Origin of the sequence: Collinsella aerofaciens (assembly GCF_040926405.1) — a bacterium.
Classification (GTDB): domain Bacteria; phylum Actinomycetota; class Coriobacteriia; order Coriobacteriales; family Coriobacteriaceae; genus Collinsella.
Genome location: NZ_JBCOIG010000001.1, coordinates 109,914 through 136,460, shown reverse-complemented (window position 1 = coordinate 136,460; position 26,547 = coordinate 109,914). Strand labels below are relative to the sequence as shown.

General features: G+C 55.8%; 25 protein-coding genes and 4 tRNA genes. 27 read left to right on the top strand and 2 right to left on the bottom strand.

Features of this window, described 5'->3' with window-relative positions; translation table 11 throughout:
* Position 1 precedes the first annotated feature (1 nt).
* The 10 genes from AB5758_RS00680 to AB5758_RS00635 all read left to right on the top strand — a co-directional run bounded on the left by AB5758_RS00680 (position 2) and on the right by AB5758_RS00635 (position 10,003).
* The gene (locus tag AB5758_RS00680; RefSeq protein ID WP_368141566.1) at positions 2-1,219 is read left to right on the top strand and encodes a polysaccharide biosynthesis C-terminal domain-containing protein; all 1,218 of its coding nucleotides are present in this window, start codon (positions 2-4) and stop codon (positions 1,217-1,219) included.
* 4 nt (positions 1,220-1,223) lie between these two features.
* Positions 1,224-2,405, top strand: coding sequence for a non-hydrolyzing UDP-N-acetylglucosamine 2-epimerase (gene wecB, locus AB5758_RS00675; RefSeq protein WP_368141565.1), 1,182 nt, complete (start codon positions 1,224-1,226; stop codon positions 2,403-2,405).
* Between the two features lie 2 nt (positions 2,406-2,407).
* Entirely contained in the window at positions 2,408-2,938 is a 531-nt protein-coding gene (locus AB5758_RS00670) for an acyltransferase (RefSeq protein ID WP_368152605.1), read from the top strand.
* Positions 2,925-4,031, top strand: coding sequence for a glycosyltransferase family 4 protein (locus tag AB5758_RS00665; protein ID WP_368141563.1), 1,107 nt, complete (start codon positions 2,925-2,927; stop codon positions 4,029-4,031). Before AB5758_RS00670 ends, AB5758_RS00665 begins: the two co-directional genes overlap by 14 nt.
* On the top strand, positions 4,028-4,636 hold the full coding sequence (locus tag AB5758_RS00660) for a hypothetical protein (protein ID WP_368141562.1): 609 nt from the start codon (positions 4,028-4,030) through the stop codon (positions 4,634-4,636). Before AB5758_RS00665 ends, AB5758_RS00660 begins: the two co-directional genes overlap by 4 nt.
* Positions 4,615-5,268, top strand: a complete 654-nt coding sequence (locus AB5758_RS00655; protein WP_368141561.1) for a hypothetical protein — start codon at positions 4,615-4,617, stop codon at positions 5,266-5,268. Before AB5758_RS00660 ends, AB5758_RS00655 begins: the two co-directional genes overlap by 22 nt.
* A 69-nt stretch (positions 5,269-5,337) precedes the next feature.
* On the top strand, positions 5,338-6,345 hold the full coding sequence (locus AB5758_RS00650) for a stealth family protein (RefSeq protein ID WP_368141560.1): 1,008 nt from the start codon (positions 5,338-5,340) through the stop codon (positions 6,343-6,345).
* Between the two features lie 9 nt (positions 6,346-6,354).
* Positions 6,355-7,488 (top strand): hypothetical protein, encoded by a 1,134-nt coding sequence (locus AB5758_RS00645; protein ID WP_368141559.1) that lies wholly within the window; start codon positions 6,355-6,357, stop codon positions 7,486-7,488.
* A complete protein-coding gene (locus AB5758_RS00640) occupies positions 7,485-8,684 on the top strand; it encodes a hypothetical protein (protein WP_368152606.1) in 1,200 nt (399 codons plus the stop codon). The genes AB5758_RS00645 and AB5758_RS00640 overlap by 4 nt, the downstream gene beginning before the upstream one ends.
* Positions 8,684-10,003, top strand: a complete 1,320-nt coding sequence (locus tag AB5758_RS00635; RefSeq protein WP_368141919.1) for a lipopolysaccharide biosynthesis protein — start codon at positions 8,684-8,686, stop codon at positions 10,001-10,003. The genes AB5758_RS00640 and AB5758_RS00635 overlap by 1 nt, the downstream gene beginning before the upstream one ends.
* 72 nt (positions 10,004-10,075) lie before the next feature.
* Here the strand turns inward: AB5758_RS00635 and AB5758_RS00630 are convergent, their stop codons facing one another.
* Both AB5758_RS00630 and AB5758_RS00625 read right to left on the bottom strand, forming a co-directional pair.
* Entirely contained in the window at positions 10,076-10,573 is a 498-nt protein-coding gene (locus AB5758_RS00630) for an RICIN domain-containing protein (protein ID WP_368141918.1), read from the bottom strand.
* A 124-nt stretch (positions 10,574-10,697) separates the two neighbouring features.
* A complete protein-coding gene (locus AB5758_RS00625; RefSeq protein ID WP_368155315.1) occupies positions 10,698-11,912 on the bottom strand; it encodes a transglutaminase domain-containing protein in 1,215 nt (404 codons plus the stop codon).
* A gap of 290 nt (positions 11,913-12,202) precedes the next feature.
* On the opposite strand from AB5758_RS00625, the gene AB5758_RS00620 reads away from it, so the two are divergent.
* The 17 genes from AB5758_RS00620 (at position 12,203) to AB5758_RS00545 (ending at position 26,496) form a co-directional block, all read left to right on the top strand.
* Positions 12,203-13,030: a DUF2971 domain-containing protein gene (locus AB5758_RS00620; RefSeq protein ID WP_368141914.1), complete on the top strand. Its 828-nt coding sequence runs from the start codon at positions 12,203-12,205 to the stop codon at positions 13,028-13,030.
* A gap of 240 nt (positions 13,031-13,270) precedes the next feature.
* A complete protein-coding gene (locus tag AB5758_RS00615) occupies positions 13,271-14,221 on the top strand; it encodes a macro domain-containing protein (protein ID WP_368152608.1) in 951 nt (316 codons plus the stop codon).
* Positions 14,175-14,723, top strand: coding sequence for a TIR domain-containing protein (locus tag AB5758_RS09730; RefSeq protein ID WP_438266097.1), 549 nt, complete (start codon positions 14,175-14,177; stop codon positions 14,721-14,723). The genes AB5758_RS00615 and AB5758_RS09730 overlap by 47 nt, the downstream gene beginning before the upstream one ends.
* A 296-nt stretch (positions 14,724-15,019) precedes the next feature.
* A complete protein-coding gene (locus AB5758_RS00610; RefSeq protein WP_368141724.1) occupies positions 15,020-16,123 on the top strand; it encodes a hypothetical protein in 1,104 nt (367 codons plus the stop codon).
* A gap of 269 nt (positions 16,124-16,392) precedes the next feature.
* Positions 16,393-16,902, top strand: coding sequence for a Panacea domain-containing protein (locus AB5758_RS00605; protein ID WP_368141725.1), 510 nt, complete (start codon positions 16,393-16,395; stop codon positions 16,900-16,902).
* Positions 16,902-17,399 (top strand): Fic family protein, encoded by a 498-nt coding sequence (locus AB5758_RS00600; RefSeq protein WP_195361984.1) that lies wholly within the window; start codon positions 16,902-16,904, stop codon positions 17,397-17,399. The genes AB5758_RS00605 and AB5758_RS00600 overlap by 1 nt, the downstream gene beginning before the upstream one ends.
* A gap of 523 nt (positions 17,400-17,922) precedes the next feature.
* Positions 17,923-17,997: transfer RNA gene (locus AB5758_RS00595), tRNA-Val, on the top strand.
* A gap of 379 nt (positions 17,998-18,376) precedes the next feature.
* Positions 18,377-19,534, top strand: a complete 1,158-nt coding sequence (locus tag AB5758_RS00590) for a putative endonuclease domain-containing protein (protein ID WP_368141727.1) — start codon at positions 18,377-18,379, stop codon at positions 19,532-19,534.
* A 422-nt stretch (positions 19,535-19,956) separates the two neighbouring features.
* Positions 19,957-20,029 (top strand) — tRNA-Ala (locus tag AB5758_RS00585).
* Between the two features lie 197 nt (positions 20,030-20,226).
* Positions 20,227-20,302: transfer RNA gene (locus AB5758_RS00580), tRNA-Ile, on the top strand.
* 447 nt (positions 20,303-20,749) lie between these two features.
* A tRNA-Ala gene (locus tag AB5758_RS00575) sits at positions 20,750-20,822 on the top strand.
* 75 nt (positions 20,823-20,897) lie between these two features.
* Positions 20,898-22,931 (top strand): ABC-F family ATP-binding cassette domain-containing protein, encoded by a 2,034-nt coding sequence (locus AB5758_RS00570; RefSeq protein ID WP_368141585.1) that lies wholly within the window; start codon positions 20,898-20,900, stop codon positions 22,929-22,931.
* Positions 22,918-23,214: a hypothetical protein gene (locus tag AB5758_RS00565; protein WP_055287415.1), complete on the top strand. Its 297-nt coding sequence runs from the start codon at positions 22,918-22,920 to the stop codon at positions 23,212-23,214. Before AB5758_RS00570 ends, AB5758_RS00565 begins: the two co-directional genes overlap by 14 nt.
* A gap of 9 nt (positions 23,215-23,223) precedes the next feature.
* Positions 23,224-23,907 carry a site-2 protease family protein gene (locus tag AB5758_RS00560; RefSeq protein ID WP_195503900.1) on the top strand — a complete coding sequence of 228 codons (684 nt, stop codon included), beginning with the start codon at positions 23,224-23,226 and terminating at the stop codon, positions 23,905-23,907.
* Between the two features lie 84 nt (positions 23,908-23,991).
* Positions 23,992-24,804, top strand: coding sequence for a segregation and condensation protein A (locus tag AB5758_RS00555; RefSeq protein WP_152068179.1), 813 nt, complete (start codon positions 23,992-23,994; stop codon positions 24,802-24,804).
* Between the two features lie 11 nt (positions 24,805-24,815).
* The gene (gene scpB / locus AB5758_RS00550) at positions 24,816-25,535 is read left to right on the top strand and encodes an SMC-Scp complex subunit ScpB (protein WP_368141584.1); all 720 of its coding nucleotides are present in this window, start codon (positions 24,816-24,818) and stop codon (positions 25,533-25,535) included.
* A complete protein-coding gene (locus tag AB5758_RS00545) occupies positions 25,522-26,496 on the top strand; it encodes a pseudouridine synthase (RefSeq protein WP_349129058.1) in 975 nt (324 codons plus the stop codon). The genes scpB and AB5758_RS00545 overlap by 14 nt, the downstream gene beginning before the upstream one ends.
* The last annotated feature ends 51 nt before the right edge of the window (positions 26,497-26,547 follow it).

Genomic DNA, 26,547 nt, shown 5'->3' with positions numbered 1-26,547 from the left:
GGTGCGCGTCCTCGTCACCGGAGCCAGGGGTTTCGTCGGGAAGAACCTCTGCTGCGCGCTGAAGAACATCCGCGACGGCAAGGACCGCCGCGAGAGATACGCGGGCCTGCTCCCGCTCGAGGTCATGGAGTACGACGTCGACTCGACGCCCGGGGAGCTGGACGGCTACTGCTCCCGAGCGGACTTCGTATTCAACCTGGCCGGAGTCAACCGCCCCGAGGACCAGTCCGAGTTCATGGAGGGCAACTTCGGGTTCGCCTCCACGCTGCTCGACATGCTCGAGCGCCACGGCAACACGTGCCCCGTCATGCTCTCCAGCTCCGCGCAGGCGAGCCTTTCGGGTCGCTTCGAGGGATCGGTCTACGGCGAGTCCAAGCTGGCGGGGGAGGGCCTGTTCCGCGAGTATTCCGAGAGGACCGGCGCGCCGGTGCTCATCTACCGCTTCCCGAACCTCTACGGCAAGTGGTGCCGCCCGCGCTACAACTCCGCCGTGGCCACCTTCTGCGACGCCATCGCCAACGGCCGACCCTACACCGTGAACGACCCCAATGTCGAGCTCGAGCTCCTCTACATTGACGACCTGGTAGACGAGATGCTGGGGGCGTTGCTGGGCCAGGAGCACCGCTGCGGATACGAGGGGCTCGAGCGCGTCGAGGGCGACGGGTTCTGCTACGTCCCCGGGACCGACGTGAGGACCCTGGGCGAGATCGTGTACCTGCTCGGCTGCTTCCGCGACAGCCGCGAGACGCTGTCGGTTCCCGACCTCGCGGAGGGCTCCTTCTCCAAGAAGCTCTGGAGCACGTTCCTTTCCTACTACGAGCCGGGGCGCTTCGCCTACGGCCTCAAGCCCAACGTGGACGCGCGCGGCTCGTTCACGGAGTTCCTGCGCACGCCGGAGCGCGGCCAGGTGTCGATTAACGTGTCCAAGCCCGGCATCACCAAGGGCAACCACTGGCACATGAGCAAGTGGGAGAGGTTCCTGGTGGTCTCCGGCACCGCCTCCATCAAGCTGAGGAAGGTGGGGGAGGACGCCGGGGGCAACCCGTTCCCCGTCGACGAGTACGTCGTCTCGGGTTCGGACATGCACGCCGTGGAGATGATCCCCGGCTACACGCACTCCATCACCAACCTGTCCGACACCGAGGACCTCGTGACGGTCATGTGGGCCAACGAGCCCTTCGACCCCGAGGACCCCGACACTTACTACGAGGAGGTCTAGCCGCATGGGCAAGGACTATTCCGACATCGCATTCAAGGACGACGGCCGCCTGAAGCTGCTGATCATCGTGGGCACCCGCCCCGAGGTCATCCGCCTGTCCGAGGTCATCAAGAAGTGCCGACGCCACTTCGACTGCCTGCTGGCGCACACCGGGCAGAACTACGACTACACGCTCAACGGCATCTTCTTCCGCGACCTGGAGCTTGACGACCCCAACGTCTACCTGGACGCCGTGGGCGCCGACCTGGGCGAGACCGTCGGCAACATCATCGCCGCGAGCTACAAGCTCATGGTCCAGGTGAAGCCCGACGCGCTCCTTATCCTGGGCGACACCAACAGCTGCCTGTCCGCCATCGCGGCCAAGCGCCTGCACATCCCCATCTTTCACATGGAGGCGGGCAACCGCTGCAAGGACGAGTGCCTGCCCGAGGAGACCAACCGCCGCATCGTCGACGTGATCTCCGACGTTAACCTGGCCTACTCCGAGCACGCCCGCCGCTACCTCAAGGACACCGGCTGCGCCCCGGAGCGCACCTACGTCACCGGGTCGCCCATGGCGGAGGTCCTGCGCGCCAACCTGGACAAGATCGAGGCTTCGGATGTCCTTGCCGCGCTCGGCCTGGAGCCCAAGCGCTACATGCTGCTCTCCGCCCACCGCGAGGAGAACATCGACACCGAGGCGAACTTCACGAGCCTGTTCACGGCGATAAACGCTCTGGCCGAGAAGTACGACATGCCGATCCTGTACTCCTGCCACCCCCGCTCGCGCAAACGCCTGGAGGCCACCGGCTTCCAGCTGGACCCGCGCGTGCGCATGCACGAGCCCATGGGCTTCCACGACTACAACTGCCTGCAGATGAACGCCTTCGCCGTTGTGTCCGACTCCGGCACCCTGCCAGAGGAGTCGAGCTTCTTCGCGAGCGTCGGCCGCCCGTTCCCGGCGGTGTGCATCCGCACCTCGACCGAGCGCCCCGAGGCGCTGGACAAGGCCTGCTTCACGCTGGCCGGCATCTCCGAGAAGGGTCTGCTGCAGGCCGTCCATACGGCCGTCGAGCTCGACGCGGAGGGGTCGTTGCCCGAGGCGCCCGTGCCCGACTACGCCGACGAGACCGTGTCCACCAAGGTGGTCAAGATCATCCAGAGCTACACCGGCGTCGTGGACAAGATGGTGTGGAGAAAGGCTTAATAATGGATCTCGCCTATAGGATCCTCGACGGAGTCTCCCGTGCTTATAACAAGCTACTTCTTATGCCCTCGCTACGAAGCTCCTTTGCTTCATGCGGCGAGAACGTGACACTCGGCCGCCGCAGCGAGATCTCCGGAGCGGGAAATATCTACATGGGTCACGATGTGTACCTGGGTCCCGGAACAACGCTGCTCACGTCCCGAGCGAAAATTCGCATCGGCAACTATGTCATGAGCGGACCTAACTTAACCGTGGTTACAGGTGACCACCGCACGGATATTCTCGATCGTCCCATGATGAAACTTACAGATGAGGAGAAGACTCCCGATAACGACAAAGATGTCGTTATCGGTAACGACGTGTGGATGGGCTGTGGCGTAACGATCCTCAAGGGTGTCCATATCTCTAATCACTGCGTAATTGCCGCTGGCGCCGTCGTGACCAAAGATGTGGAGCCTGAGTATTCAATTTGGGGGGGGGTTCCCGCTCGCTGCCTAGGTTCGCGGCTTAAGGATGACGATGGTTTCAGTTGAAAATAAAGTGAACGCGAAAGTTCTGATGGTCGGCCCCGACCTTTCTCTGCATGGCGGGATTGTCTCCGTCGTACGGGGCTATCTTGATGGAGGTCTCCCTGAGGCATGCAACGCCTTCGAGTACCTGGGGACGGGGGTCGGTTCCTCAAAATTCGGTAAGTCTCTCGCATTTACGCGGGCGCTAGCTCGCTATGTGAGGGTTATGTCTTCCTATGACATCATTCACCTACACATTAGTGCCCGTGGGTCCTACAAACGTAAGTCAATTATGGCCCGTATGGCACATAAAGCAGGCAAGTACGTAATACTGCACGATCACGACGGGGAGTTTAAGAAGGCTTTTGAAGAGGGTGGAGACGCCTACCGTCGTGACGTAAGGGAGACCTTTAGCATCGCCGACCGAGTAGTGGTTTTGTCGGAAGAGTGGCGTGACTACTTTGCAGAAAACGTTTGTGACTCTGAAAAGATTGACGTTGTCCATAACGGTGTTAAAGTGCCGGCGCAGCCGTGCTCACCTTGTTCGCGTCAAGACGTCCTGTTTTTAGGACGTCTTGACGCGAACAAGAGCCCGGATGTTCTCTTGCGCGCGTCAAGAGAAGTCCTGTCGCGTTTCTCGGAGACTAAAATTGTCTTTGGCGGAGACGGTGAAATCGAGAAGAACAAAGCGCTCGCTGAGGAGCTAGGCATTGCTGACCGCTGCGAGTTTTGCGGCTGGGTCACCGGTGGCGAACGCGAAGCCCTGTTCGAGCGGGCCGCGGTGTACTGCCTTCCCTCTAAGAATGAAGGTATGCCCATGAGCGTTCTCGAGGCAATGTCTCACGGTATACCCACCATAGCCACAGCCGTCGGCGGAGTACCACGGCTCATTGAAAGCGGCACTAATGGATTCCTTATCAAAGTCGACGATGTCAATAACCTCGCTCATTTGATTGATAAGTTGTTGTTCGATTCTGAACTTCGTAAAGAAATAGGCGATGCTGGAAGAAAAGTTGTTGCCGATCGATTCAATTCCAAACATTCAATTGAACAAATACTAAATCTGTACAAAGAAACAGATTCATGCATTCAATATGGCAGCAGGGATGATGAATGACCTCGATTGAAAAGGCCAAGAAGCCACAAAATTACGGAAATTTATATCAATACCTATTATGGCTTAGTATTTTTCTGTTGGTGTTTGAAGATCCAATCCAGCAGTGCTTTCCGATATTTGGATATTATGACGAAGTTTTTGCACTGTTTGGGGGATTGTATTATTTATTTTCTCGACGCAGCAAAGTGTTTTTAGGAATATGGTGGCTCATTGTTCTATATGTAACTGCTGGTTTGATGAGTTCATGTCTATATTCAACCCAGCCAATACTAGCATGCATAGGAGATATATTCCTAAATTTAAAATTCTATCTGGCCATGGCATTTGGGCTTGCAGCAAGTAACGACTTTGTTTCCGTTCATCGAGAAAAGATGATCCTCATTGTTCGTATTTTGACATACTGCCTGACGGGATTATTGCTTCTAAATTTAGTTTTTAACTGGTTTCCTGGTCAAGAGTTCAGATTTGGTATAGCGATACCAAAATTGTTTTTTTCTCATTCTGAATACCTTGCCGGAGCGCAAATTATTCTTCTCGCAATCGGATTATATTTGACGAGAAACCTTGGCGTAGGAACTTACGCATGGGTTTTTTTGCTGCATTAAATGTATTTTGCACATTTCGATATAAAGCAATGGCAGCTGCCATCTTTGCCATTGCTCTGTTTTATGTTGTGCTAGTCCGGCGTAAATCTATTTCAAAATGGAATTTGATTTGCTTATGCATCATTGCTGTATTCATTGCTTGGGGTCAAATAGTTGAGTATTACTTCGCTGGAAATGAAACTGCACGTGACTTGCTCGGGACCACATCCTTGCAGATAGCTTTTGATTATTTTCCGCTTGGCACTGGTTTTGGGTCGTTTGCATCTTACATGTCTAAAGTTTATTACTCTCAAGTGTATTTTTCTTACCATCTATCATCTGTTTACGGTCTTATGAATATTCCTGATGGCGGCTCCTTTATTTCGGATGTGTACTGGCCTATGGTTCTTGGGCAAACCGGGTTTTTAGGACTCCTTTGCATTCTTTCAATTTATATAAAGCTTTTTAAAATGATTCAGAGTGGATCCAGTAAGGACCCTAATAGGTACATTTGCTTACTTCTTCTATTTCTATATTTGTTGATACAGTCGACAGCTTCAGCAGCTTTTGTTGGCCCCCTTTCAGTTCCAATTGGCTTTTTACTAGGGGCGTTAGCTTTTGATAGAAGATTTAAAGTCGGTTCAATTAAATAATTGTCTCCTTGAACGGGGATAAACAATCACTACTGATAACTAGGAATTCTTTCGAGGTCACAGAACGTTATGAAGATTGATTTTGTAATTCCATGGGTTGATTGCACGGACCCAAATTGGCTTTTTGATCGATATAAATATAGCAATGAGTCAAGCGAGATAATCACCCCCAATCAGGATAAACGTTATAGAGATTGGGGTTTGCTACGTTATTTTTTTCGAAGTGTTTCTTCCAACGCGCCATGGGTTGGCACTATTCATTTTCTGACATATGGTCATTTACCCGAATGGCTTGATTGTTCAAATCCAAAAATCAATGTTGTAAAGCATAGTGATTTTATCCCCAATGAGAATCTCCCAACTTTCAATTCCAATGTTATCGAATTGAATGCCTACAAAATTGAGGGGCTTTCTGAGCACTTTGTTCTATTCAATGATGATTTGTTGATTCTTGATAAGACCACAGAAGACGATTTCTTTCATAAAGGACTACCAAGAATTACAGCAGTTCTAAATGCAGCAAGTCTTGCACGAGGTGACAATTTCTACGTCCCCTTTAACTGCGCTAGCGTTTTAAGCTCACATTTTAAACCACTTGCGTGTGTAAGCAGACATCCACTAAAGTGGTTCAGCCCAGGCTATGGCATCATGTGCTTGAGAACGCTCGTTTTATTGATATATCCTACATTCAAAGGTTTTTATGAACCCCATCTCTGCAATTCATTTTTAAAGTCTACCTTCGAAGAAATTTGGGAGGTAGAAAGGCAAGAGCTTGAGGCGACTTCTTCTCATCGTTTTAGAGAGGCAACCGACGTATCTAACTGGCTCATGAAAGATTGGCAGTGCGCAAAAGGAGATTTTTATCCACGTCCAGTTTCTTTCGGACGGTCCTTTTCATTTGGTGCTAATTTCGATTCAACCCTGGAAGAGGCTGAATCGTATCTTCGCGGGCGCAAGGGAAAGGTCGTCTGCCTCAATGACGGCGACCTCACGCCGGAGCAGTACGAGACTGCACGGACGAGGATTCTCGCCTGCCTTGACGAACTTTTCCCCGACAAATGTGAATTCGAGCTTTAGGGGCAAACGATGCACGTAATCAAAGAGGCTGCCAAGACCCTTGTCGCAAAGCTTGGCTTCCAAACGAATAGGCGTATCGTCGTCTTCGAGTCCGACGATTGGGGTGCCGTGAGGGTCCCGGATTCTGATTCACTTGCGGCATTTGAGAATCGCTTCCCCTCTTTCAGGCTCGATCACTACCAATCTTTTGACGGCTTGGAGAAGAAGGCCGACGTAAGCGCCCTCTCTTCATTGCTGCGCGAGAATGCGGTGCGATTTCGGGCTTCCGCGCCAGTGTTCACACTGAACTTTGCAACCGCCAACCCAGATTTCAATCGATGCGTTCCTGGCAACGTTGATGTAGCGCACTTTGGATTCGAGCCCATCGATAAAACCTACCGAATCTATGACGGAGACGAGGGGGTACTTGATTTCGTTCGGCTGGGCTGCGGTGAAACAGCACTGCATCCTCAGCTCCACGGACGAGAGCATCTCAACGCTACGGCATGGCTCGCCGATGCGGCCACCGACCCTGTTGTGGAATATGCCCGCGGCTTGAGAATGGTGGGGCTGGACGACGCCCTCTACAATGGGATTGACGCACTCAACATCGGAAACACTCTGATCGACGTGAGCGGATACCTTGAAGACGCGGTCGCGATTTTCAAACGCCTTTTTGGCTTCACTCCTAGGAGCTTCATCCCGCCATGCTACGTTGCCAATAAGGAATGTGAGCGCATCGCCGCTGGGCTGGGCATCGAGACGATCCAATCGTCGCCGAAGAGGAATGTCCCGAAAGGGAACGACTCGTATTTGAGGAAGATTAACGTTTTCGGACACTCCAACGTGCCTGGGCAGTGCCGCTTAATCCGCAATGTGCAGTTCGAGCCCTCGCGTTCTATGTTTCAAGGCAAGAGCGTCGACGAGTGCATCGACGCTGCTTTCGCCGAAATCGAGACGGCTTTCAGGCGTAGGCAGCCGGCGGTGGTGTGCACCCATCGCGTCAACTACACTTCACGCGTGGATGAGAGACATCGTGCATTCTCGCTCGAGGCCCTCGACGGGCTTCTGCAGGAGTTGGCGAGGCGGTACCCGGACTGCGAGTTCATGACGTCCGACGAATTGGGACGGGCGATTCTTTCTGGAGGTGTTATAGATCGATGACTTGTGAAAGACACATCGACTTCCCCAAGGGTTGGCGTATTCTGGTCGTAGGCGGCGACCACCACAACACCCTGGCGAGCCTGAGGAGCCTCGGAAGAGACGGGGTCCCGTTCGACTTGCTTCTTCATTCGGGTATGAAAAGCGCCGACAGTCTCATAGTACCGTCCTCTAAGTATTGTCCCAAGAACTTCGAGCTTGTCGATAACAACGTAGAGGCCATCTCCGAAGGTTATCGGTCCTGGCTTACGGACAAAGATCCAAGATTGTGCATCGTTCTCGCCAGCTCGGACCTTTCCGCCTACGTCGCCGACCGCGAGCTTGCCCCGAAAGGCATCGTCACGTATTCGTTTTCAGGCGAGCCCGGCAGGGTTGCGGGATTGATGGACAAGTACGAGCAGTATGTTTGGGCGCAAGCGCACGGCGTGCCCATGGCGCGTTCGGTCATCGTAACGAGTCGTGATCACGCGGCGGCCGGGCTCACCTTTCCCCTCATATTGAAGCCGCTCGTGAGCGCGTTCGGCGAGAAGACCGACATCGCGATTGTGGACTCCCCGGATTCCTACGCCGCTGCCATCGCCCGCCTATTCGCGGACGGCTACGAGCGACTCTTGGTCCAGGAGGTCGTGGATTTCGACTACGAGGCCGTGGCCTCGGGGTGCATCTTCCTTTCGAATGGAAAGGAATCGCATATTACGCTGCGAAAAGAGCTCACGTTCCCAAGGAAGGCCGGCAACGTCGCCATCGGGCGTTCCGAGGCGGCTCCCGAGATGGAAAAGCTCCTCGAAAAAGTAATCGGCGAGCTCTCGAGCGAGGGCTTCAGGGGCATGTTCGACATCGAGGTCTTCGCCACCAGGGATGGGGCGGTCCTAAACGAGATTAACTTCAGGCAGAGTGGAAACATGTTCGCCTGTCTCGACGGCGGTATGTCGCTGCCGCTTCTTTGGACCCTCGACGCGGCGGGGGAGGTTATTTGCCCTCCCGAGCCATTCGGTGGACGGTTGAGGATTGTCGCCGAGCCACAGCTCGTCTCGGGAGTTACCCACGGGCAGATAGGCGTCGGCGCAGCGATTGCTGCCATGGCGGGGGCAGATAGCTTCGCCTTGCGCGCGAAAGACGACAAGGCGCCGTCTCGGAGGTTTTTCCTCGGCGGCTTCGCGGCCAAGCTCTCCAAGGCGCTACGCAAGAAGGGACGTTGATGGGCGGTAGGTTGAAATTGCTGCTGGATCGGCTCAACGGCAACGAGTTTTGGCTGAAACTCGCCAAGAACGTCTCCACGATTGTGGTGGGGCAGGGGGGCGCCTCTGCGCTTAACATGGTTACGACGTTCTTGTCCGCCGGGTTCCTTGGGGCCGCAGGCTACGGGTCGTTGATGATCGGCCAGACGTTCATGCAGGCCGTAGACGCGTTCCTCAACTTCCAGTCTTGGCAGGGAGTGATTCGTTATGGGTCGATTTGCCAGGAGCGAAGGGACGACGCCGGACTCGCCGCGACTATAAAGGCTGGTTTCTTCGTAGACATCGCCTCCGCCCTCATGGGTTGCGCGGTCGCTTTCGCGATTGTTCCGCTCGTCTCGAGCTTGCTCGGATGGGATGACGTCTCCACGCTCGCCGCGACGATATTCTGCTTCGAGATTGCTGTGCATGTCGAGGGCACGCCGACCGGAGTGCTGAGGCTTTTTGATAAGTTCAAATATGTCGCCATCCATGCGGTCGCCGTGTCGGCGCTGAAGCTCGTCCTCGTCGCGGCAGTGTTCTACGCTGTTGGCCCGAACGTCGCTGCAATTGCGTTTGCCTACTGCGCGGCGGACGTCCTAAAGAGCGTGTCGTTGTTCGCTATCGCACTCTTCGTTGTCGGTAAGCGCGTCGGTCTGAAGGGCGTGGCTGCTGCCAGGAGGCGCGACCTCCCTAGGGGCTTCTTCTCTTTCACGATGTGGTCGAACCTGGCCGCGACCGCCGACGCGCCAATCCAGTACTTCGACGTATTCTTCCTATCCATGCTTTCCAGCGAGGTCGTTGGTGTGTTCAAGTTCTTCAAGCAGCTGCTCTCGGCTTTCACCTTACTCTCGACGCCGGTGCAGCAGGCGATTATGCCTCAACTCGCGGAGCTGATGGCCAAGGGGCAGGACGACCAAGCTTTTGCCGTTGTGAAAAAAATCGAGCGCATGGTCTTCAAGGTCGTCGCACCATGCGCGGCCTTGGCAATCATCGCGGTTCCGCCCGCTCTCTCGTTTTTCATGGATCCAGTCTACGGGGGCTACTGGCACTTGTTCGCCACCCTTGCAGCGCTGACTGTCGTTAGCATCACCTTCTCGGCGCTACACCCATGCTTTACAGCCTACGGGCTGTCGAAACAGTCTGCGGGGATAACACTTCTGGCCAACGTAATCTACCTCATCGCCTGCTACCTTCTTCTGGGTGTTATCGACATTATGGCGATTCCGCTGGCCATGGGCGTCCAGTATGCATTGACGATCGGCCTTAAATCCTTGTTTATCAAGAAGGTCGTTCTTGCCTAGGCCTGTGGCCCGTTGATGAAAGACGTAATTCTCCTTGAAGGCTCGGCGCAGCTCATATGCGCCGAGCCTTTTCTAATGGCTTTCGAGCACCCACTTCTGTGCCGTGGTGCCGTTTGACCGGTACAGCTGGACGTTGGTCCCGGGGGCGGACTTGCCGCCCGCGGCGTCGAGCACGCACGAGGGGTTCTTCGCCGAGGCGATCGTCACGGTCCCGTCCGCGTTGTCGGCGATTGCCCAGCGCTGGGCGCCCGTCCCGTTGCGCGTGAATTGCTGGACGTTGCCGCCGGGCCGGGCCGAGCCGCCTTGGACGTCGAGCGCCAGCCCCGATTTCGCGTTGGTTATCTCGTAAGCACCGGCATGCGCGTCGTATCGGAAGCGGAGTACCTGGGCCGAGGTTCCGTTTGCCGTCCAGAGCTGCACGTTTGCGCCGGGGTCGAGCGAGCCCGACGCTACATCGAGCGAGGCATCGCCGGACAAGGCGCTTTTAACGGTGAAGTAGCCGTCGAATTCGGTTGGTTTCGGGTCGGGTTTTGCCTCAGGATAGTTAGCCTCGAAGTTGAACTTCGACAACCACCGGTAGCTCGAGACATTTGTAACGTTAGATATGGCCGTGAGTGCGACTCTGCCGTTGGCTGTGCGCCATTCCCGTTGGTTCATCGCGTACGCCACGAGCGCGTTTTGTATCCCCGAGATGCTAGGTGGGAAGCTGCCGTTGTCGGCATTGATGGAAAACAGGTCTCCTTTGCATCCAAGTGTTGCTGGATGCGCTCGGCGTAGGTGGAAGCCCACTCGTCGGCCTTGCGGTTTTGGATGAAGTAATTGTCTTTGAGGCTCGTTGAGCGGGTAGCGTAATCGTCGGTGGAGTAGATTTTTCGTGTCCCGGATGCGCAATTGCCATGAGCTCGTCAGTGAGGCAGAAGTACAGATGACACTGATCTAAATCACCGTAGAAGTTATCAGACGTATCATCCCAGGTACAGTCGACCTGATACCATTCGTCATCGAACTTAACTGCATTCCACGTATGCCCATCATAGGTATCGCGGGTTTCGGCGTTTTCTATACCTGCGGTGGAAAGTAGTTTCGCATACGCTGATTCATAGGCCTGACACGTCCCAAGCCCCCTCGTAAGAGCGCTTTCCGCCGAGGACCACTTGAGCGAATCGTCGTATTCAAGTTGATCGAGAAGCCAGTCATGAAGGTAGAGGGCTATTTCGTATTCAGTACCATCTGTCTCTAGCTTGGCTTGTGACACTGCTTTATTGACAATGCTCGCAACGCTGGGATATGCATCATCTGCAACCTGGATATACGTGTTGGTGCGCAAGTAGTAAACGCCCGACGCCTTGTCCATGAGGTAAAAGCGGAAGTTATATGATCCGGTAGCCGTCGTTGTGAACGTAAAGTCGTGGCTAGCGCACGCGTCGGTGTACTTTGTCCACTCTCCGCGGCTTGGGTCGGCGACCGACTCGTAGACGTACTCATTGGGGTTGGAGTACGAGGGCGCATCCATGCGGAAAAGATAACTGCCACTGCCGCCTGTTGCGCTCACGTGGAAGGTCGTTAGCTGTCCAAGTACTGGATCGTTCCATTCGACGGTGAGGGTGACACTGCCGCTATTGGCGCTATCGCTGTGCTGATATCCACTTACTGCGGCCTTTATGGCTTGTTCCGAATTAGGAGACATGTCGGAAGCTAGGGAAACCTGAGGTTCCGCCTGATGTGAAATTGGATTCGTGAGATCGGAATCATTTTTGATGGACTCATTGCCGATCTCTCTTGTATCGATGTCGCCTGTCATGCTACCGCTCGAATTGTCCGCTGCGCCAGTCTCAGACTGCTCCAAGGTGTTTTCTTGAAGCCGTTCTTCTTCCGCTAAAACCCTTACAGGTATTGCTGCGCTAAGCATGGATACGCAAAGAACTGCGCAGAGCGATCGGTAAAAGACTCGTTTCATAGCGGTGCCTCTCGACAAGGTGGGTGCCAAGGCCCGGAGGCGGCGCCAGGCCAACACTCCGTGTATATGTAAGTGGGGTTATTTTACGGTAACGTCAGTCAACAACTGCGAACTTTTTGGATAAAGTTGGGGAGGGGAGAGGGGTGCTTGGGACAGTTTGGCACAGATTGATTTTTCATAATCATGTCTATAAATTTTGATAAACAGTGATATGGACTCATTGTTATAGCTAGGAGCTAAACATGGAGGCACCCGCCGTTCTCTATCATTATGCAAGCCTAGATACGCTGGCCTTGATTCTGCATAATCGGACTATCAGGTTCAGCCGGTTAGATAAGGTTGATGACCCACAAGAACAGCGTTCAGCAGACTCTCAAAATCTTGGAAAAATGAAGCTCGTCAGTTGTTGGACCTCTTCTGATGAGGAGAGCATCCCCATGTGGCGCGAGTATGCTGGAGCTGAATGTGGAGTAAGAATCCAAATGAAGAGTCATCCGTTTAAGCGGTACTCTGTGTCTACCGAAAGCCTAAGTAAGCTATCTAGTGACGCAGTTTTGAATACTCCTAGTGGCAAGTTTGATGGACTTCAATTGCCGCTCGAAGACTTTTGGGATAAAAAATATCATTTTAAAGAAATGGCCCGAAGCGTTGAGATGCTTCATGAAGTCCAGTATACGAACGATAAGTCGCTTCTATTTCCAGAAGTGATACGAAGTTGCGGGAACGGTTGGATCGAGGCTGATTTAAGTGCGCTTGGGATCCACAAGGCTACCGCCTGGTCATACCAGAAAGAATGGCGCTATGTTTTGACGGGAGTTCCTGTGGGCATCGCCTCCATTATCAAGGGTGACGCTGAAGCAGTTAAGAAAGCTGCTGAAGTCATACTTGATAGATGCGATCCCGGAATTCCTTCCTTTTACGATTTGGCTATCTCAGACGAAGCATTTTCCTCGATGAAGATCGTCGCCTCCCCAAAGATGACTCCAGGCAACCGAGTGATTTTGGACGCGTTGGTGCAGAAATACGCACCCGGTATTGAGGTTGCAAAGAGCACGATTGAGCTTTCTTAAATAGACGGTAACGTGAAGCCGGAAGTCACCATGTGTTGCCCCTGCGACTTCATAGTGGGGAAGATGATGCTCTTCTATTCCAAAGTTCAAAAGGTCAGATCGTACCCTCAGATTGCTCTAGAAGTACTTAGTAATAGTGATTATCGGCAATATGGGAGGGGCCTATGAGCAGCTGCTGATGCATCCCATCGTATTAAAACCAATTTGTTACTTCTTGGGGTACAAAAATGAGCAGGCTACATGAGGAAAAATGGCAAACTAGATGAATGCGAAAAGGCTAAGATGGAATCAGCATTTAATTTCGTCTGTGGAAGAGTTCGCTTGCTAAAACAAATTATTCATATAGTTACATGGTCGCTCGTAAAAAAGTCTTTTAAATGGTCGTTTGCAATCATTGGTGCAATTTCGACGATTATGGGAGTTGCGGGCGTGTCTCTCATCGACCTGCTTCCGAAAGATTCGGGATGCCCGTTTAGGCTCTTTGTGCTCGTCATCCTATTTGTCTTACTGGCCTTCTTCGCAGCGATTGTCACATACCATCACAATAAAGACGGAGTCCATTTGGTTATTAACGGAATGGACGTAGACATTGTGGTCGACGACCTTTTTTGTACTGAGGGCGTTAAGGTCATTCCGTTCAATGAATATTTCGACATTAAGGTTGACGACAGGGTAATTTCAAAAAATTCCCTTAACGGCATTTTTATTGAGAAGTATGCCGACCGGAACGCTCTCAAGCAGGCTGTCGAAGAAAGGCAACCGAGTTTGCTGAAACCCTATAAGGCTGGGGATGGCCGAATTTGCTATCCTCTCGGCACTATTAAGGATTGCGACGGATTCGCCATGCTCGCCTTCACCCATATGGATGAAGTGAATCGTGCTTATCTTCGTCGTGGTCAGTATGAGGAATGCTTGCTCAATATGTGGGACGAGCTCGATCGGATGTATGCAGGCAGGCGAATCGTACTTCCGTTGTTGGGGTCTGGAATAACAAGGTTCGAAAACGGAAAACCCTCAGAGGATGATCTTCTTCGTTGCATGCTTTGCACCCTGAGGGCTTCGAAGCATCATTTTAAGGAAGGCGTTGTTGTCGTGTTAACGAAGAAGACCGCTGCACGCATGAGGTTATTCGAGGTTAACGGTTATGCAGAGGCCTGGAACAATAGGATTGGAGAGAAAGATGGTTTATAGGACAAGAACCTACATCGCCGCAGACTGGGACGGTGATCGAGATGTGGTCGAGCAGCTGCATAAATGGAACGACAGTAATTATTGGGGGCTTTCGTTCCCGGACGCTCACGACCTACAGCAGTCGCGCGACTCCAGTTTGCCATGCAGCATAAAGAGCTCTCTGAAAAAGAGAATGGACGGATCCAAACGATTTGTACTTATCGTTGGGGATGCGACCGACACAGTAACTAAAGGAAGCTGCCAGTACTGTGGGAGCTATGATTCGGGAACTTCGAGCTGCGATCGCTTGCATAGCATCGACTATCGTAGCTACATTAAGTACGAATGCGATAAAGCCGTTGAGGCCGGCATTGACATTGTTGTTCTGTACAACTCCGCGCGCGTCACTAGGTCGAAATGCCCTTTAAAAGTTAGATTCGAAGGAAATCATGTTCCTATGAAATGCTGGAAAGATGGTGTACTCAAATGGGATTACGACGCTGTCAAAAAAGCACTCCAGTAAAGACTTTCCACGTGCAGTGCTGAATGATGGGGCAAGAGGCCTTACCGGAAAGTCTGTTTAAATCCATCCAAATTGTCATGAAACACGCGAAAAAAGGGCGTGCTCTTGGTGGCCTACGCGATTATGTTAGGCATAATCTCCTTTCACCGACTGACAAAACGATTTACGCCTAATTATTGGCGCTGCTCAGGGACATTTTCTTTGTTTACGGCTTGATCTCGCTAAACTAATAGCTGCTGCTACCAGGGCATTTTCTGGTGCACATTCTATTGGCTCCTGCGAAGATCGGAGCGGGTATGTTTGCTGCCGAGTCCTACAGCAGCCGTCATTACATTGCGTTTGTTGCCGTGGCCTGCCTATGCGTTTTGCTAGGCGGGCCTTCTTATGCCGCGGGCGCGGAGAGCCTCATCATCGCGGGCGCGACGTACTACGAGCCGGGCGTGTCGGGCCCCGGCTGGGCCTGGACCGATGCCGACCAACTGGAGCTTAACGGCTACGCGGGCGAGGCCATCGGCGCCGAGGGCGACCTGGTGCTGACGCTTGCCGGGCAAAACTCCGTGACGGAGTCGCATGCGCCCGATGCGGACATCACGCTGTGCGGCATGGAGGTGTGGGGCAACCTGACGCTTCGCGGAACCGGGACCCTGACGGCGACGGGCTCGCAGTGCGGGATCCACGTTTCGCAGGCGCTCGTGGTGGACGGATGCACCGTCGATGCCCGGGCGGACGGGGCCGATATTACGGACGAGGCGGTTGCCGGCGCGATCGCAGGCGACATGGCCGTGCGCGGCGGCGGGCGCGTCGTTGCCGCGGGCGCCGGGTCCGGAGTGGGCGTGCGCGCCTACGGCGTGTATCTGCAGGACGATGGCATTGGGGATGGCGCGGCCGGCAGTCGGCTTTCCGTCGATGCCTCGTGGCTGGATGCGACCGGTGCCGATGGCGGGGTTGCTTGCACGGGTGGGTCGCTTGTGTCTGCGCGGTTTGTGGCGCCTGCTGGTGGGGTCTTTGGTGCTAGTGGCGTGGTGGATGCCGGCGATGCGTTGGCACCGCATGTGGTGGTTGAGCCCGATGTCGCCACACCTCCGGCGGGGGAGACCGAAGGGGTCGATGTGCCTGGCGGTGGGGCGGACAAGTCTCCCGCCGATACTAGCCCTGCTGCCGCAGAGCCCACCACAGGGCCCACGGCAAATCCCTCGCTGAAACCCGCGGCCGCGACAACCAAGTCAACAACGACAGTAACCAAGACCACAGTGTCCACGCCGTCCAAGTCCAAGTCCGCCACCGCGACCACTGTGGTACTCCCCAAGACCGGCGACAACTGCTGGATTACAGCATCAATGACGCTTTTCCTTCTTGGCATAACGCTCCTAGGCGTCGCGAATCACTGCTATAACGTCTAATAAGTATTTTGCTGACAACGATTTGAATCTGAGCTTCGGCTGACTCTTAAAGCCAGCGCAAACGGTTAGCATCTGCTAAACCATTTTTGCTCTCGGTCTTTTGAGAAAGTACGCACGACGAATTCATGTCCGCGCGTTATGAAAAAATTTGTCGTGTAGATTAGAAGAGAAATCATCGAGGCCCAACTCGACATATCTTTAAATTGGGTACATAATCAGCCCGTTTAAGGTCTATAGGATAAGTTTTGCCAACTGAGGGGAGAGTGAAAATGGAAGCGCTGAACGTTGCGAATTACATCATTGATAACTGGAGTGACAAGTTCGAGATTACGAATCTCAAGCTGAATAAGCTCGTCTATTATTCGCAAGTCGAATCGTTGCGCAAATACAATCGTCCGCTTTTCGATGACATCGTTGAGGCTTGGCAGTACGGTCCAGTTGAACCTGTGGTCTATCATACGTTCTCCTCGTATGGCCGAAACTGCATCACCAACTCGAGTGACTTAGCGATACTTGACGGGACTTCTAAAAAACTCATTGATTCCGTGATGGATAAGCTTGGGATGCTCACTGCGTTTGATTTGGTCACCTTGTCGCATAAGCCAGATGGGGCATGGGCGAGCGTATATTCGCCGAACAGGGATAACCCCATCACTCCGGAGGCAATTCTTGCGTCTAATGATGGTTTAGACATTAACGACGTCGTAACAATCGATCAGGCCGTGCAATCAACAATTGCAGCCATGCCCAATGCGCTGAGGCTGCTGGAGAACTCCTAATGTCTCTCATAATGGGGCAATCGGCCCCTATCGATCCCCTTGTATTTGATGATGAGGAAGCGATAGGGGCTCTTGCCTCTTCTGTAATGTATGCGCACGAACGCTTGCTTGCATCTGGAAAATGCTACACAACCTGTATGACGGGCGATAGAGCCGCCCTAATTCATGGTCGAATTGAATCTGTTCTATCAAACGCATTTTGCACTATCTTTGGGCAGTCCCCGATTGATAGGTTTTCGGACATCTTCGACCAGGCAAGCTATATTGCGGAACACATGGCAAAGGACCACATCTTTGAGGATGGAAACAAGAGGACTAGCCTAGTTATTGCCTTTGTCATTATTAGCTTGAGAAACGTATTGGTGGACTTTTCCGATAACCCAACTCCTGAAGATAACCCCTACTATGAATGGATTCAGGACCTGGTCTCCGGGAAACGCACGCGCGAAGAGCTCGCAAGCGAGTTGCGAAGGAACAGCAAGCCTATGAGGCCTTAGAATTATCTTGCGCTTGAGTTTTGGTTCCGTATATCGCTGCCGATACGCCAACTTTTTCGGAAGTGCGGGGAAAACAGAATCCGTCGACCACAACCCGCTATTTACCAACAAAACCGCAGTTCGCAAAAGTACAAAACTGGGGTCCGATTGGTAGATCTTCATTTTTCCCCGCACTTGCGAAATTGCCTTCCAATAGGGACTAATCAACGTGCGTCGATTGTCTCCCATCAGTCAGTTGGCGAAATATGCCTGAGATTACGCATATCGATGCGACATTTGTCGTCTTTCGCGTGCCGCGTCGCTACGAGAACCCACGGGCGCTGACCTGGCCTACAACAACGCGCGACTTATCTGCCGTCCCGAGACCTCGTGGATTAAACGATAAAGGGTGGTTAAGCTGCGGTTTTGTTGGTTGACTGGGTTGAAACAGTGCGGTTTGCTCTCACGAATTTAAAATCGGGGGCAAAAAGTTCTTGGAAAACCTCGCGCAGCTATGTTAGTATCTCTTTTGCCGAAAGGCGACGGGCGATTGGCTCAGGGGTAGAGCATATCCTTCACACGGATGGGGTCACAAGTTCGAATCTTGTATCGCCCACCATCTAAAGCACAGGTCAGAGGTGTTAAGCCTCTGACTTTTTTCTTTTTGACACCAAGCTTGACACCAAAATCGAATCGAAAAATTTAAACGCGTTTCTAGCTGATCTCTCCTGTGCTGACGTCATCGCGCGTTTTGCATAAAGCTCATGCGCTCTTTCATTGAATTTGCCATGGGATTCACGCACAAATGTGGAGATAGGGACCACGGCCCCAGAACGCCTGCCAGCAGATTTGTGCCACACGGCGATCTTTAGGCGAAATGCGTCAAGCTATTTGTCGGCATTTGGTCAGCTTCCGGTACTTACCCGCATGATGCCGCCATTGATAATCGGTCTACCTGCAAACATAACGGCACGCAGCCAAAGCTAGGGGAGGCCCATATGGACGAGATCGTCTGCGCAAACACCGCATTCCGCTACTGGCGCTGCCCGCCCCAAGTGCGCAACCTCTACCCGCGACTGCCAAGCCCAGAAGACGGCTGGCGAGCCCTAGCCCAAGCCCCTTTCGTAACCGATATCCTCAAGACCCCGATTATTACCACAACAGTGCCCGGTGGCGTTAACTACCATTCGGGATTACGGACAACAATCCACTGTGATGATGCTTCGGGGGTGGATAGCACGCTGGAAACCGCGATGAGCTTTAGGGTTACCAATCCACTTGCGACGCTATTCACCATGGCGCGCTTTATGTCTCCAACCGATCTTGTCCTTGCCATGTACGAATTTTGCGGATGGTTCTCAGTCTTTGAGCCCACCGCAGCAGCAGAAGCGGAACTAGATAAAGCCAAAGACGCTGCCGAGAATGCAACCACCGAATCCCTCTTCGACCTTGATGAAAGCCAAGACGAACCACAATGGAAACGCGTTTATGCGCGCATAAAAGTCAAAGAACAGGTAAATACGAAGGGGCCCAACGGACAAAAGAAAACGAATGAGGTCACAAGGCTAAAGGGCACTTCGCTCTGGATGAGAAAGCCGCTCATCGAATTACACGAGCTTCATGAGTACGCCAGTAAGATGAAAAGACGAAAGTGGGGTACGAAGTTTTACAGCGCCGCGCAGTTGGTGACAGGTATAGCAGCTTCTCCACTTGAAGTTGCAGGAATTTTATTGCTATCGCTTCCTCGATCTCGCGGCGGTGCCGGCTTTCGAAACGTTTATGTTAACGACCTTACGCCGCTTACCGCATCGGCGCAGAGCATTGCAGGGCAAAAAGTCTGCTACGGGGATATCGTGATCGTAAATCCAACCATAATGAAGGCAGGCATCGTGGAGATTCAGGGAGAGGTTATCCACGGATCAGGCGCCGTGCTCGACCACGATGCCAAACGCATGACGGCGCTGCAAAGTATGGGGTATGACGTCTTTCTGGTTACGCACGACATGCTTAACGATGCCGAGCAGCTTGATGCGATCGTGCGAAGTCTTTGCTCGCGCTTGGAATTGCGCTATAGGTGCAAAACTAAGGCGCAAAAGACGACGGAAATGGAGTTACGAGCCAACGTACTATGCAACTGGCTGGAAATCGGTCGTTAGACGGGTGCCTTGCTCACTTCCGGGCGCCCTCGGTCGGCTGCCTGCGATGCCGCCGCCACGAAACCGGCCCATCTACTACGTTTAACCCCGACCCCTAGAGCATACCCCGTATTTCGCGAAAACCGCAGGCCGTCTACCTGCGGTTTTATTTTTGCCCGAGGCGCCATGGTCGGGGGATGCCGGCCAAACGTAGTAGATGGGCCGGTTTCGTGGCGGGAGGCCCCGGGGGCGGCCGGGGTGGAGCCTGATGGGAGGGCGGTGGCAGCGCCGCCCGCCCGCGGGGCGCGCCCCGCGGGCTTAGTCGGGCATCGCGGGCCCATCGCTCTCGAGTCCGTCCCGCATCCGCGCCGCCGCCCCAGGAAAGTTTTTCCAAAATTGTCCTTGCATCGACGGGGGAGTTCCCGTATAGTACTTCTTCGCACGGGGGCGTAGCTCAGCTGGGAGAGCGCTTGACTGGCAGTCAAGAGGTCAGGGGTTCGATCCCCCTCGTCTCCACCCGAGCATTGAATGAGGCTCCAACGCAAGTTGGGGCCTTTTTTCATATAGGCACATAAGGTCAAAGGCGGCACCATGATCCTCCTGGTCGACAAGATCGTCCGTTGAACGGGCGCCGCGTGCATGGTAGTATTTCACGACGTGGTTCAAGATAGGGATCTGTTCTATTGGCCTCTATCGCACACGCCATTTTATAAGGGCTCTTGGCGCAACGGTTAGCGCAGGGGACTCATAATCCCTGGGTTCTGGGTTCGAATCCCGGAGGGCCCACCAGAGAATCAAGGGGCCGGGCAAATAGCCCGGCTTCTTTTTGCCATAGTTCCCACTCCATATGCCTGCCAAATTGCTTTGATAAACGTTTGCAGTTCAAATCCACGTAAAAGATTATGCTGGTTGACAAGAACCGTTTCAAAACTATGCCGGATTACGGGGCTGGACCCGGACCGGCCGTCCATACCCTGCATTTCACGGAATGCGCAAGCCGTCTACCTGCGGTTTTGATTTTACCGATGACGGCATGCTCGGGGGTTCCCGGCCTGGCCCCGTAAACCGGCATGGTTTTGAAATCGCCGGGTCGGCGGGAGCGCGATTGGCCCCGGTAATGGGCCTGGCGCCGGCAAGACGGCCGTTGGGCGGATGGCGGCCCGCGCCGCGATTGCGAAATTTTCCAAAATTGTCCTTGCATCGACGGGGGAGTTCCCGTATAGTACTTCTTCGCACGGGGGCGTAGCTCAGCTGGGAGAGCGCTTGACTGGCAGTCAAGAGGTCAGGGGTTCGATTCCCCTCGTCTCCACCCGAGCATTGAATGAGGCTCCAACGCAAGTTGGGGCCTTTTTTCATATAGGCACACAAGGTCAAAGGCGGCACCATGATCCTCCTGGTCGACAAGATCGAAAAAAGCTTCGGCGCGCGCGTCCTCTTTAGTGGCGCGTCCTTCCAGATCAACCCCGGCGAGCGTTTTGCGCTCGTGGGACCCAACGGCGCCGGCAAAACCACCATGCTCAAGATCATCATGGGCATCGACAGCCCCGACGCCGGCCAGATCCAGTACGCAAAGGACTGCCAGGTAGGCTACCTAGAGCAGGAAACCAACCTGGAGCACAAGGACACCACCATCCTTGCCGAGGTCATGGCGGCCGCCAAGGAAATTCGCCGCATGGGCGAGCGCGCCAACGAGCTGCAGGCCCAGATTACCGAGCTCTCCGAACAGGGGAAGGATGTCGACGCGCTCCTCAACGAGTACGGACAGGTCCAGGACCGCTTTGAGCACCTGGGCGGCTACGAGCTCGAGAGCAACGCCCGCAAGATCCTATCTGGCCTGGGCTTTAAGGTCACCGACTTTGAGCGCCCGTGCTCCGAGTTCTCGGGCGGCTGGCAGATGCGCATCGCGCTCGCCAAGCTCTTCCTGCGCCACCCCGACCTGCTGCTGCTGGACGAGCCCACTAACCACCTGGACCTCGAGAGCGTCCAGTGGCTACGCGGCTTTATCGCCAACTACGACGGCGCCGTACTCATCGTCAGCCACGACCGCGCCTTCATGGACGCCTGCGTCGACCACGTGGCCGCGCTCGAGAACCGCCGCGTGACCACCTACACCGGCAACTACAGCAGCTACCTCAAGCAGCGCGAGGACAACCTGGAGCAGATGCGCGCCAAGCGCGCCGCCCAGGAGCGCGACATCGCCCACATGCAGGTCTTCGTCGATAAGTTCCGCTACAAGCCCACCAAGGCTGCCCAGGCTCAGGAGCGCATCCGAAAGATCGAGCAGATCAAAAAAGAGCTCGTCATCCTGCCCGAGGGCCACAAGCACATCGACTTTAAGTTCCCCGATCCGCCGCGCTCGGGCGACATGGTCGTGGGTCTGGAGGGCGTGTCCAAGTCTTACGGCAACAAGCACATCTACAGCGATATCGACCTCAAGCTCTACCGCGGCGAGCACGTGGCGCTCGTCGGCCCCAACGGCGCCGGCAAGTCCACGCTCATGAAGATTCTCGCCGGCCTGGAGCCGCCCACCACCGGCACCCGCGATCTGGGCACCAACGTCGGCGTCGCCTACTACGCCCAGCACGCACTCGAGGGCATGACCGAGTCCAATACCGTCCTGCAAGAGATCGACACCGTCACGCCCAAGTGGACCGTGCCGCAGCAGCGCAGCCTGCTGGGCGCCTTCCTGTTTAGCGACAACGATTCCATCGAGAAGCAGGTCCGCGTCCTCTCCGGCGGCGAAAAGGCGCGTCTGGCACTGGCCAAGATGCTTGTGGCCCCCGAGGCACTCCTGTGCCTGGACGAGCCCACCAACCACCTGGACATCGACTCGGTGGACATGCTCGAGAACGCCCTGCAGAACTTCCCCGGCACCATCGTGCTGATCAGCCACGACGAGCACCTGGTACGCGCTGTGGCCAACCGCATCATTGACATCCGCGATGGCAAGGTCACGGTCTACGACGGCGACTACGACTACTACCTCTACAAGCGCGAGGACCTCGCAGCCCGCGCCGCCGCCGAGGCGGCAGGGGAGAGCGCGCCCGCCGCGGCCAAGCCCACCAAAGCTAGCGCCGCCCAGGCCGACACCCCCGCTGCCGCTCCTAAGCCGGCCGAGGGCAAAAAGACCAAGGAGCAAAAGCGCGCCGAGGCCCAGGCCCGCGCCGCGCTCAACAAAAAGCTCAAGGGCGTGCGCAACCAGCTAAAGAAGATCGAGGCGGAGCTCGACAAAAAGCGCGCCCGCTATGACGAGCTTATGGAATTGATGGCAAGCGAAGAGCTTTATGCCGATCAAGACAAGTTCAACGCCGCGCTGGGGGAATATAACGGCCTTAAGCAAGAGCTGCCCAAGCTCGAGGACGAATGGCTGGAGCTTTCCACCCAGATCGAAGAGGAGACCGCGCGTGAACTCTCGTAAGGCCACCGCCGTGGCGATGAGCATCATCGCCACCGCCTGTCGCATCTGCGGCATCTTTATGAGCGCGATGACCGTGCTGCTGTGTTTTAGCGGCCTCACCGCCAAGCTGCAGATCGTGGGCTTTGTCGTTGAGCTTTCGCGCGCACTGCCGAGCGCCATTGCAGGCTACGGCGTTATCACCTCGCCCTTTGGCGGCGTGTTCCGCCTGGATTATGCCATCGTCGCCGTCATTCTGTTTGTGGCCGACTACCTGCTCACGCGCACCTCGCGCCGCGTCCGCTAGGGGAGCACCATGTCCAGCAGCTACCTCATGAACCTGCTCGCCAGCGCGATTGCCGTCATCGTGGGCATCGTTATCCACGAGAGCGCGCACGCAGCCGCGGCCTGGGCACTCGGCGACAAAACGGCCCGTTCGCGCGGACGCGTCTCGCTCAACCCGCTCAACCATATCGACCCGTTTGGCACCATCATCCTGCCGCTGCTCATGCTCGCAGCCGGTGGCCCGGTGTTTGCCTTCGCCAAGCCCGTGCCCGTCTACCTCAACAACCTCAAGCACCCCAAGCGCGACGAGGTCCTGGTGAGCGTAGCCGGCCCCGCATCGAACATCGCACTCGCGTGTCTTGCTGCCGCCCTCATGCGCCTGACCTATGGCAACCTCTACACCAGCATGTCATTTGCCCTGGCGTCGCAAATTATGAACTTCGGCGCCACGTTTATCGTGGTCAACTTGTCGCTCGCGTTCTTTAACCTCATCCCGATCCCGCCGCTCGACGGCTCATCGATTATCGTGCCGTTCCTCAAGGGCAAGGCGCTCGCCAACTACTACCGCCTGCAGCAATACGCCATGCCCATCCTCATCCTGGTTCTGTACCTGTTGCCCATGTGGACCGGCATCGATGTGATCGGCCGCTATTTCGACGTTACCGTGTATCCACTTGCTGAGCAGCTGCTTAACTTCGCAATCGCCGGTATCTAAGGTAAACTAACAGGTCGACCGTGCAAAACGGTCGCAACATGCACCCAAACCGCGCCGCGAAGGCGCCGTCAAAGGAGGTCGAAGATGTCGTATCGCGTGTCGACGCAGGTCTACAGCGGACCGTTCGACCTGCTGCTGCAGCTGGTAACCCGCCAAAAAGTAGATATCGGCGCCATCTCCATCAGCGAGGTGGCCGAGCAGTACCTTGCCGAGGCCGAGCGCATCGAGGCGCTGGACCTGGACGTGGCGAGCGACTTTTTGCTGGTCGCGGCAACCCTTTTGGACATCAAGGCTGCCTCTCTGGTGCCGCAGGAGGCCCCGCGCAAAGTCGATGACGACGATGACGAGTTCGACGAAGACCTTGAGGAGCTCAGCACGCTTGACGGCGACGCCCTGCGCGAGGTCCTGATCCAGCGCCTGATTGCCTACAAGCAGTTTAAAGGCGCGGCTGCAGCCCTCGGTGCCCGCATGCAGGCCGAAAGCCGCATGCACCCGCGTGTGGCCGGCCCCGACCCCGAGTTCCTAGGCCTTATGCCCGACTACCTTGCCGGCATCACGCTGCGCGGTCTCGCCGTCATCTGCGCCGACCTGGACGGGAAGCGACAGACCTTCTTGCTGGAGGCCGAGCACGTGGCACCCCATCGCGTTCCGCTCGACCTGACGGTGGCCTCAGTCGACCGCTTTACCATGGCGCACCAAACCTGCACCTTCCGCGAGCTACTGGACGGCGATGCCACCACCGAGCAGCTCGTCGTCACCTTCCTAGCTATGCTTGAGCTCGCCAAGCGCGGCTCGCTCACGCTGAGCCAGGACGAGATCTTTGGAACCATCCGTATCAACCGCGTCGAAGGCGCCGAGGCCTATGTGCCCGGCGAGGGCCCCGAGCTCACCGAATAGGAGCCGCAACCATGTCAACCCTTTCCACGCTGGAGGCAAACAGCCTCAAAGGCGCCCTCGAGGCGCTGCTGCTGGTGTCAAGCGACCCAGTGAGTGCGCCCGCGCTGGCCGGCGCACTGGATATCGCCCCCGGCGAGTGCGCGTCGCTGCTCGCCGAGCTCAAGGTTGAGTACGAGGAGGCCAACCGCGGCTTTCAGCTGCGCGAGGTCGCCGGCGGCTGGCGCCTGTTCACGCACCCCGCCTACCACGACGTGGTCGAGGCCTATGTGTTGAGCTGGGACACGCAAAAGCTGTCCCAGGCGGCGCTCGAAACCCTGGCCGTCATCGCATACCACCAGCCCGTAACGCGCGAGGTGGTCAAGGGCATCCGCGGCGTCAACTCAGACGGCGTCATCGCGTCGCTCGTGGACAAGGGTCTGGTGCGCGAGCTCGGCCGTGACCCCCAGCGCGGTCAGGCCATCATTTACGGCACGACCAACGCCTTCTTGGAAAAGTTCGGTCTGCGCTCCACCCGCGACCTGCCCGATCTGGAGCAGTTTGCCCCCGACGAGCAGTCGCGCCAGTTTATCCGCGAGCGCCTGAGCGGCCGCAGCATTCAGTCTACGCTCGAGGAACAGGCCGAAGATCTGGACGAAGAGAGCGAACTGATCGATACCGATGTTGAGGACACCGATGAAGAGGAGCTTCTGCTCACAGGTGCTACCTCGGAGGATATACATGACGAGGACTAACGAAGCAGGGGAGACGCGCGTCGCAAGCGCCACGGACACCGCAGCGCCCGTAGGCGACGCGGTGTCCGTCTACCCGCACACCATGCGCCTGCAGCGCTTTTTGGCACGCGCGGGCGTGGCGAGCCGTCGCGGCTCAGAGGACCTGATGACCGCTGGCCGCGTGACCGTCAACGGCCAGGTCGCGACCGAGCTGGGCACCAAGGTCGATGTCGACCACGATCACATTGAGGTCGACGGCATGCCCGTCAAGCTCGACCAGGGCGCCGTATACCTGATGCTCTACAAGCCGACCGGCTACCTCACCACCATGAGCGACCCGCAGGAGCGCCCTTGTGTGGCCGACCTGGTCCCGCGCGACCGCTTTCCGGGGCTCTTTCCGGTGGGCCGCCTGGACCGCGACACCACGGGACTGTTGCTCTTCACGACCGACGGCGACCTTTCGCAGGACCTGCTGCATCCCAGCAAGCATGTCTATAAGACCTACCAGGCACTCGTGGATGGCCAACTGACCGATCGAGACTTGGAACCACTCCGCCGCGGCATCGAGCTCGACGACGGCCCGTGCCAGCCGGCAATCTGTCGCATCATCAACGCGCGCGAGGCTGAAGCCGTGGCCCCGCAGGGTGTGAAGCCCGGTACCACCGCCGTGGAGGTCATCATCCGCGAAGGCCGCAAGAACCAGGTCAAGCGCATGCTGAGCAAGATCCACCACCCGGTGATCCGCCTGCACCGCTGCAACTTTGCCGGCCTGGAGCTCAAGGACGTGGCCAAGGGCTCGTGGCGCGAGCTCACCGACCGCGAGGTGCAGATCCTCAAGGCCGGCGGCATCCCGCCCAAGCAGGCGAGCTCCAAGCGCAACGGCGGCAAGCCCCAAGACACGCCTGCCAGCCGCACGCGTCACCACGGCAGCCATGGCTCAGCACCCAAGCGCAACACCTACCGCGAGCGCTACACGGGCTAGGCAAACCCGCCGCGCCCCAACGCCCGCGAACCATACCAGCACGTCAACCAT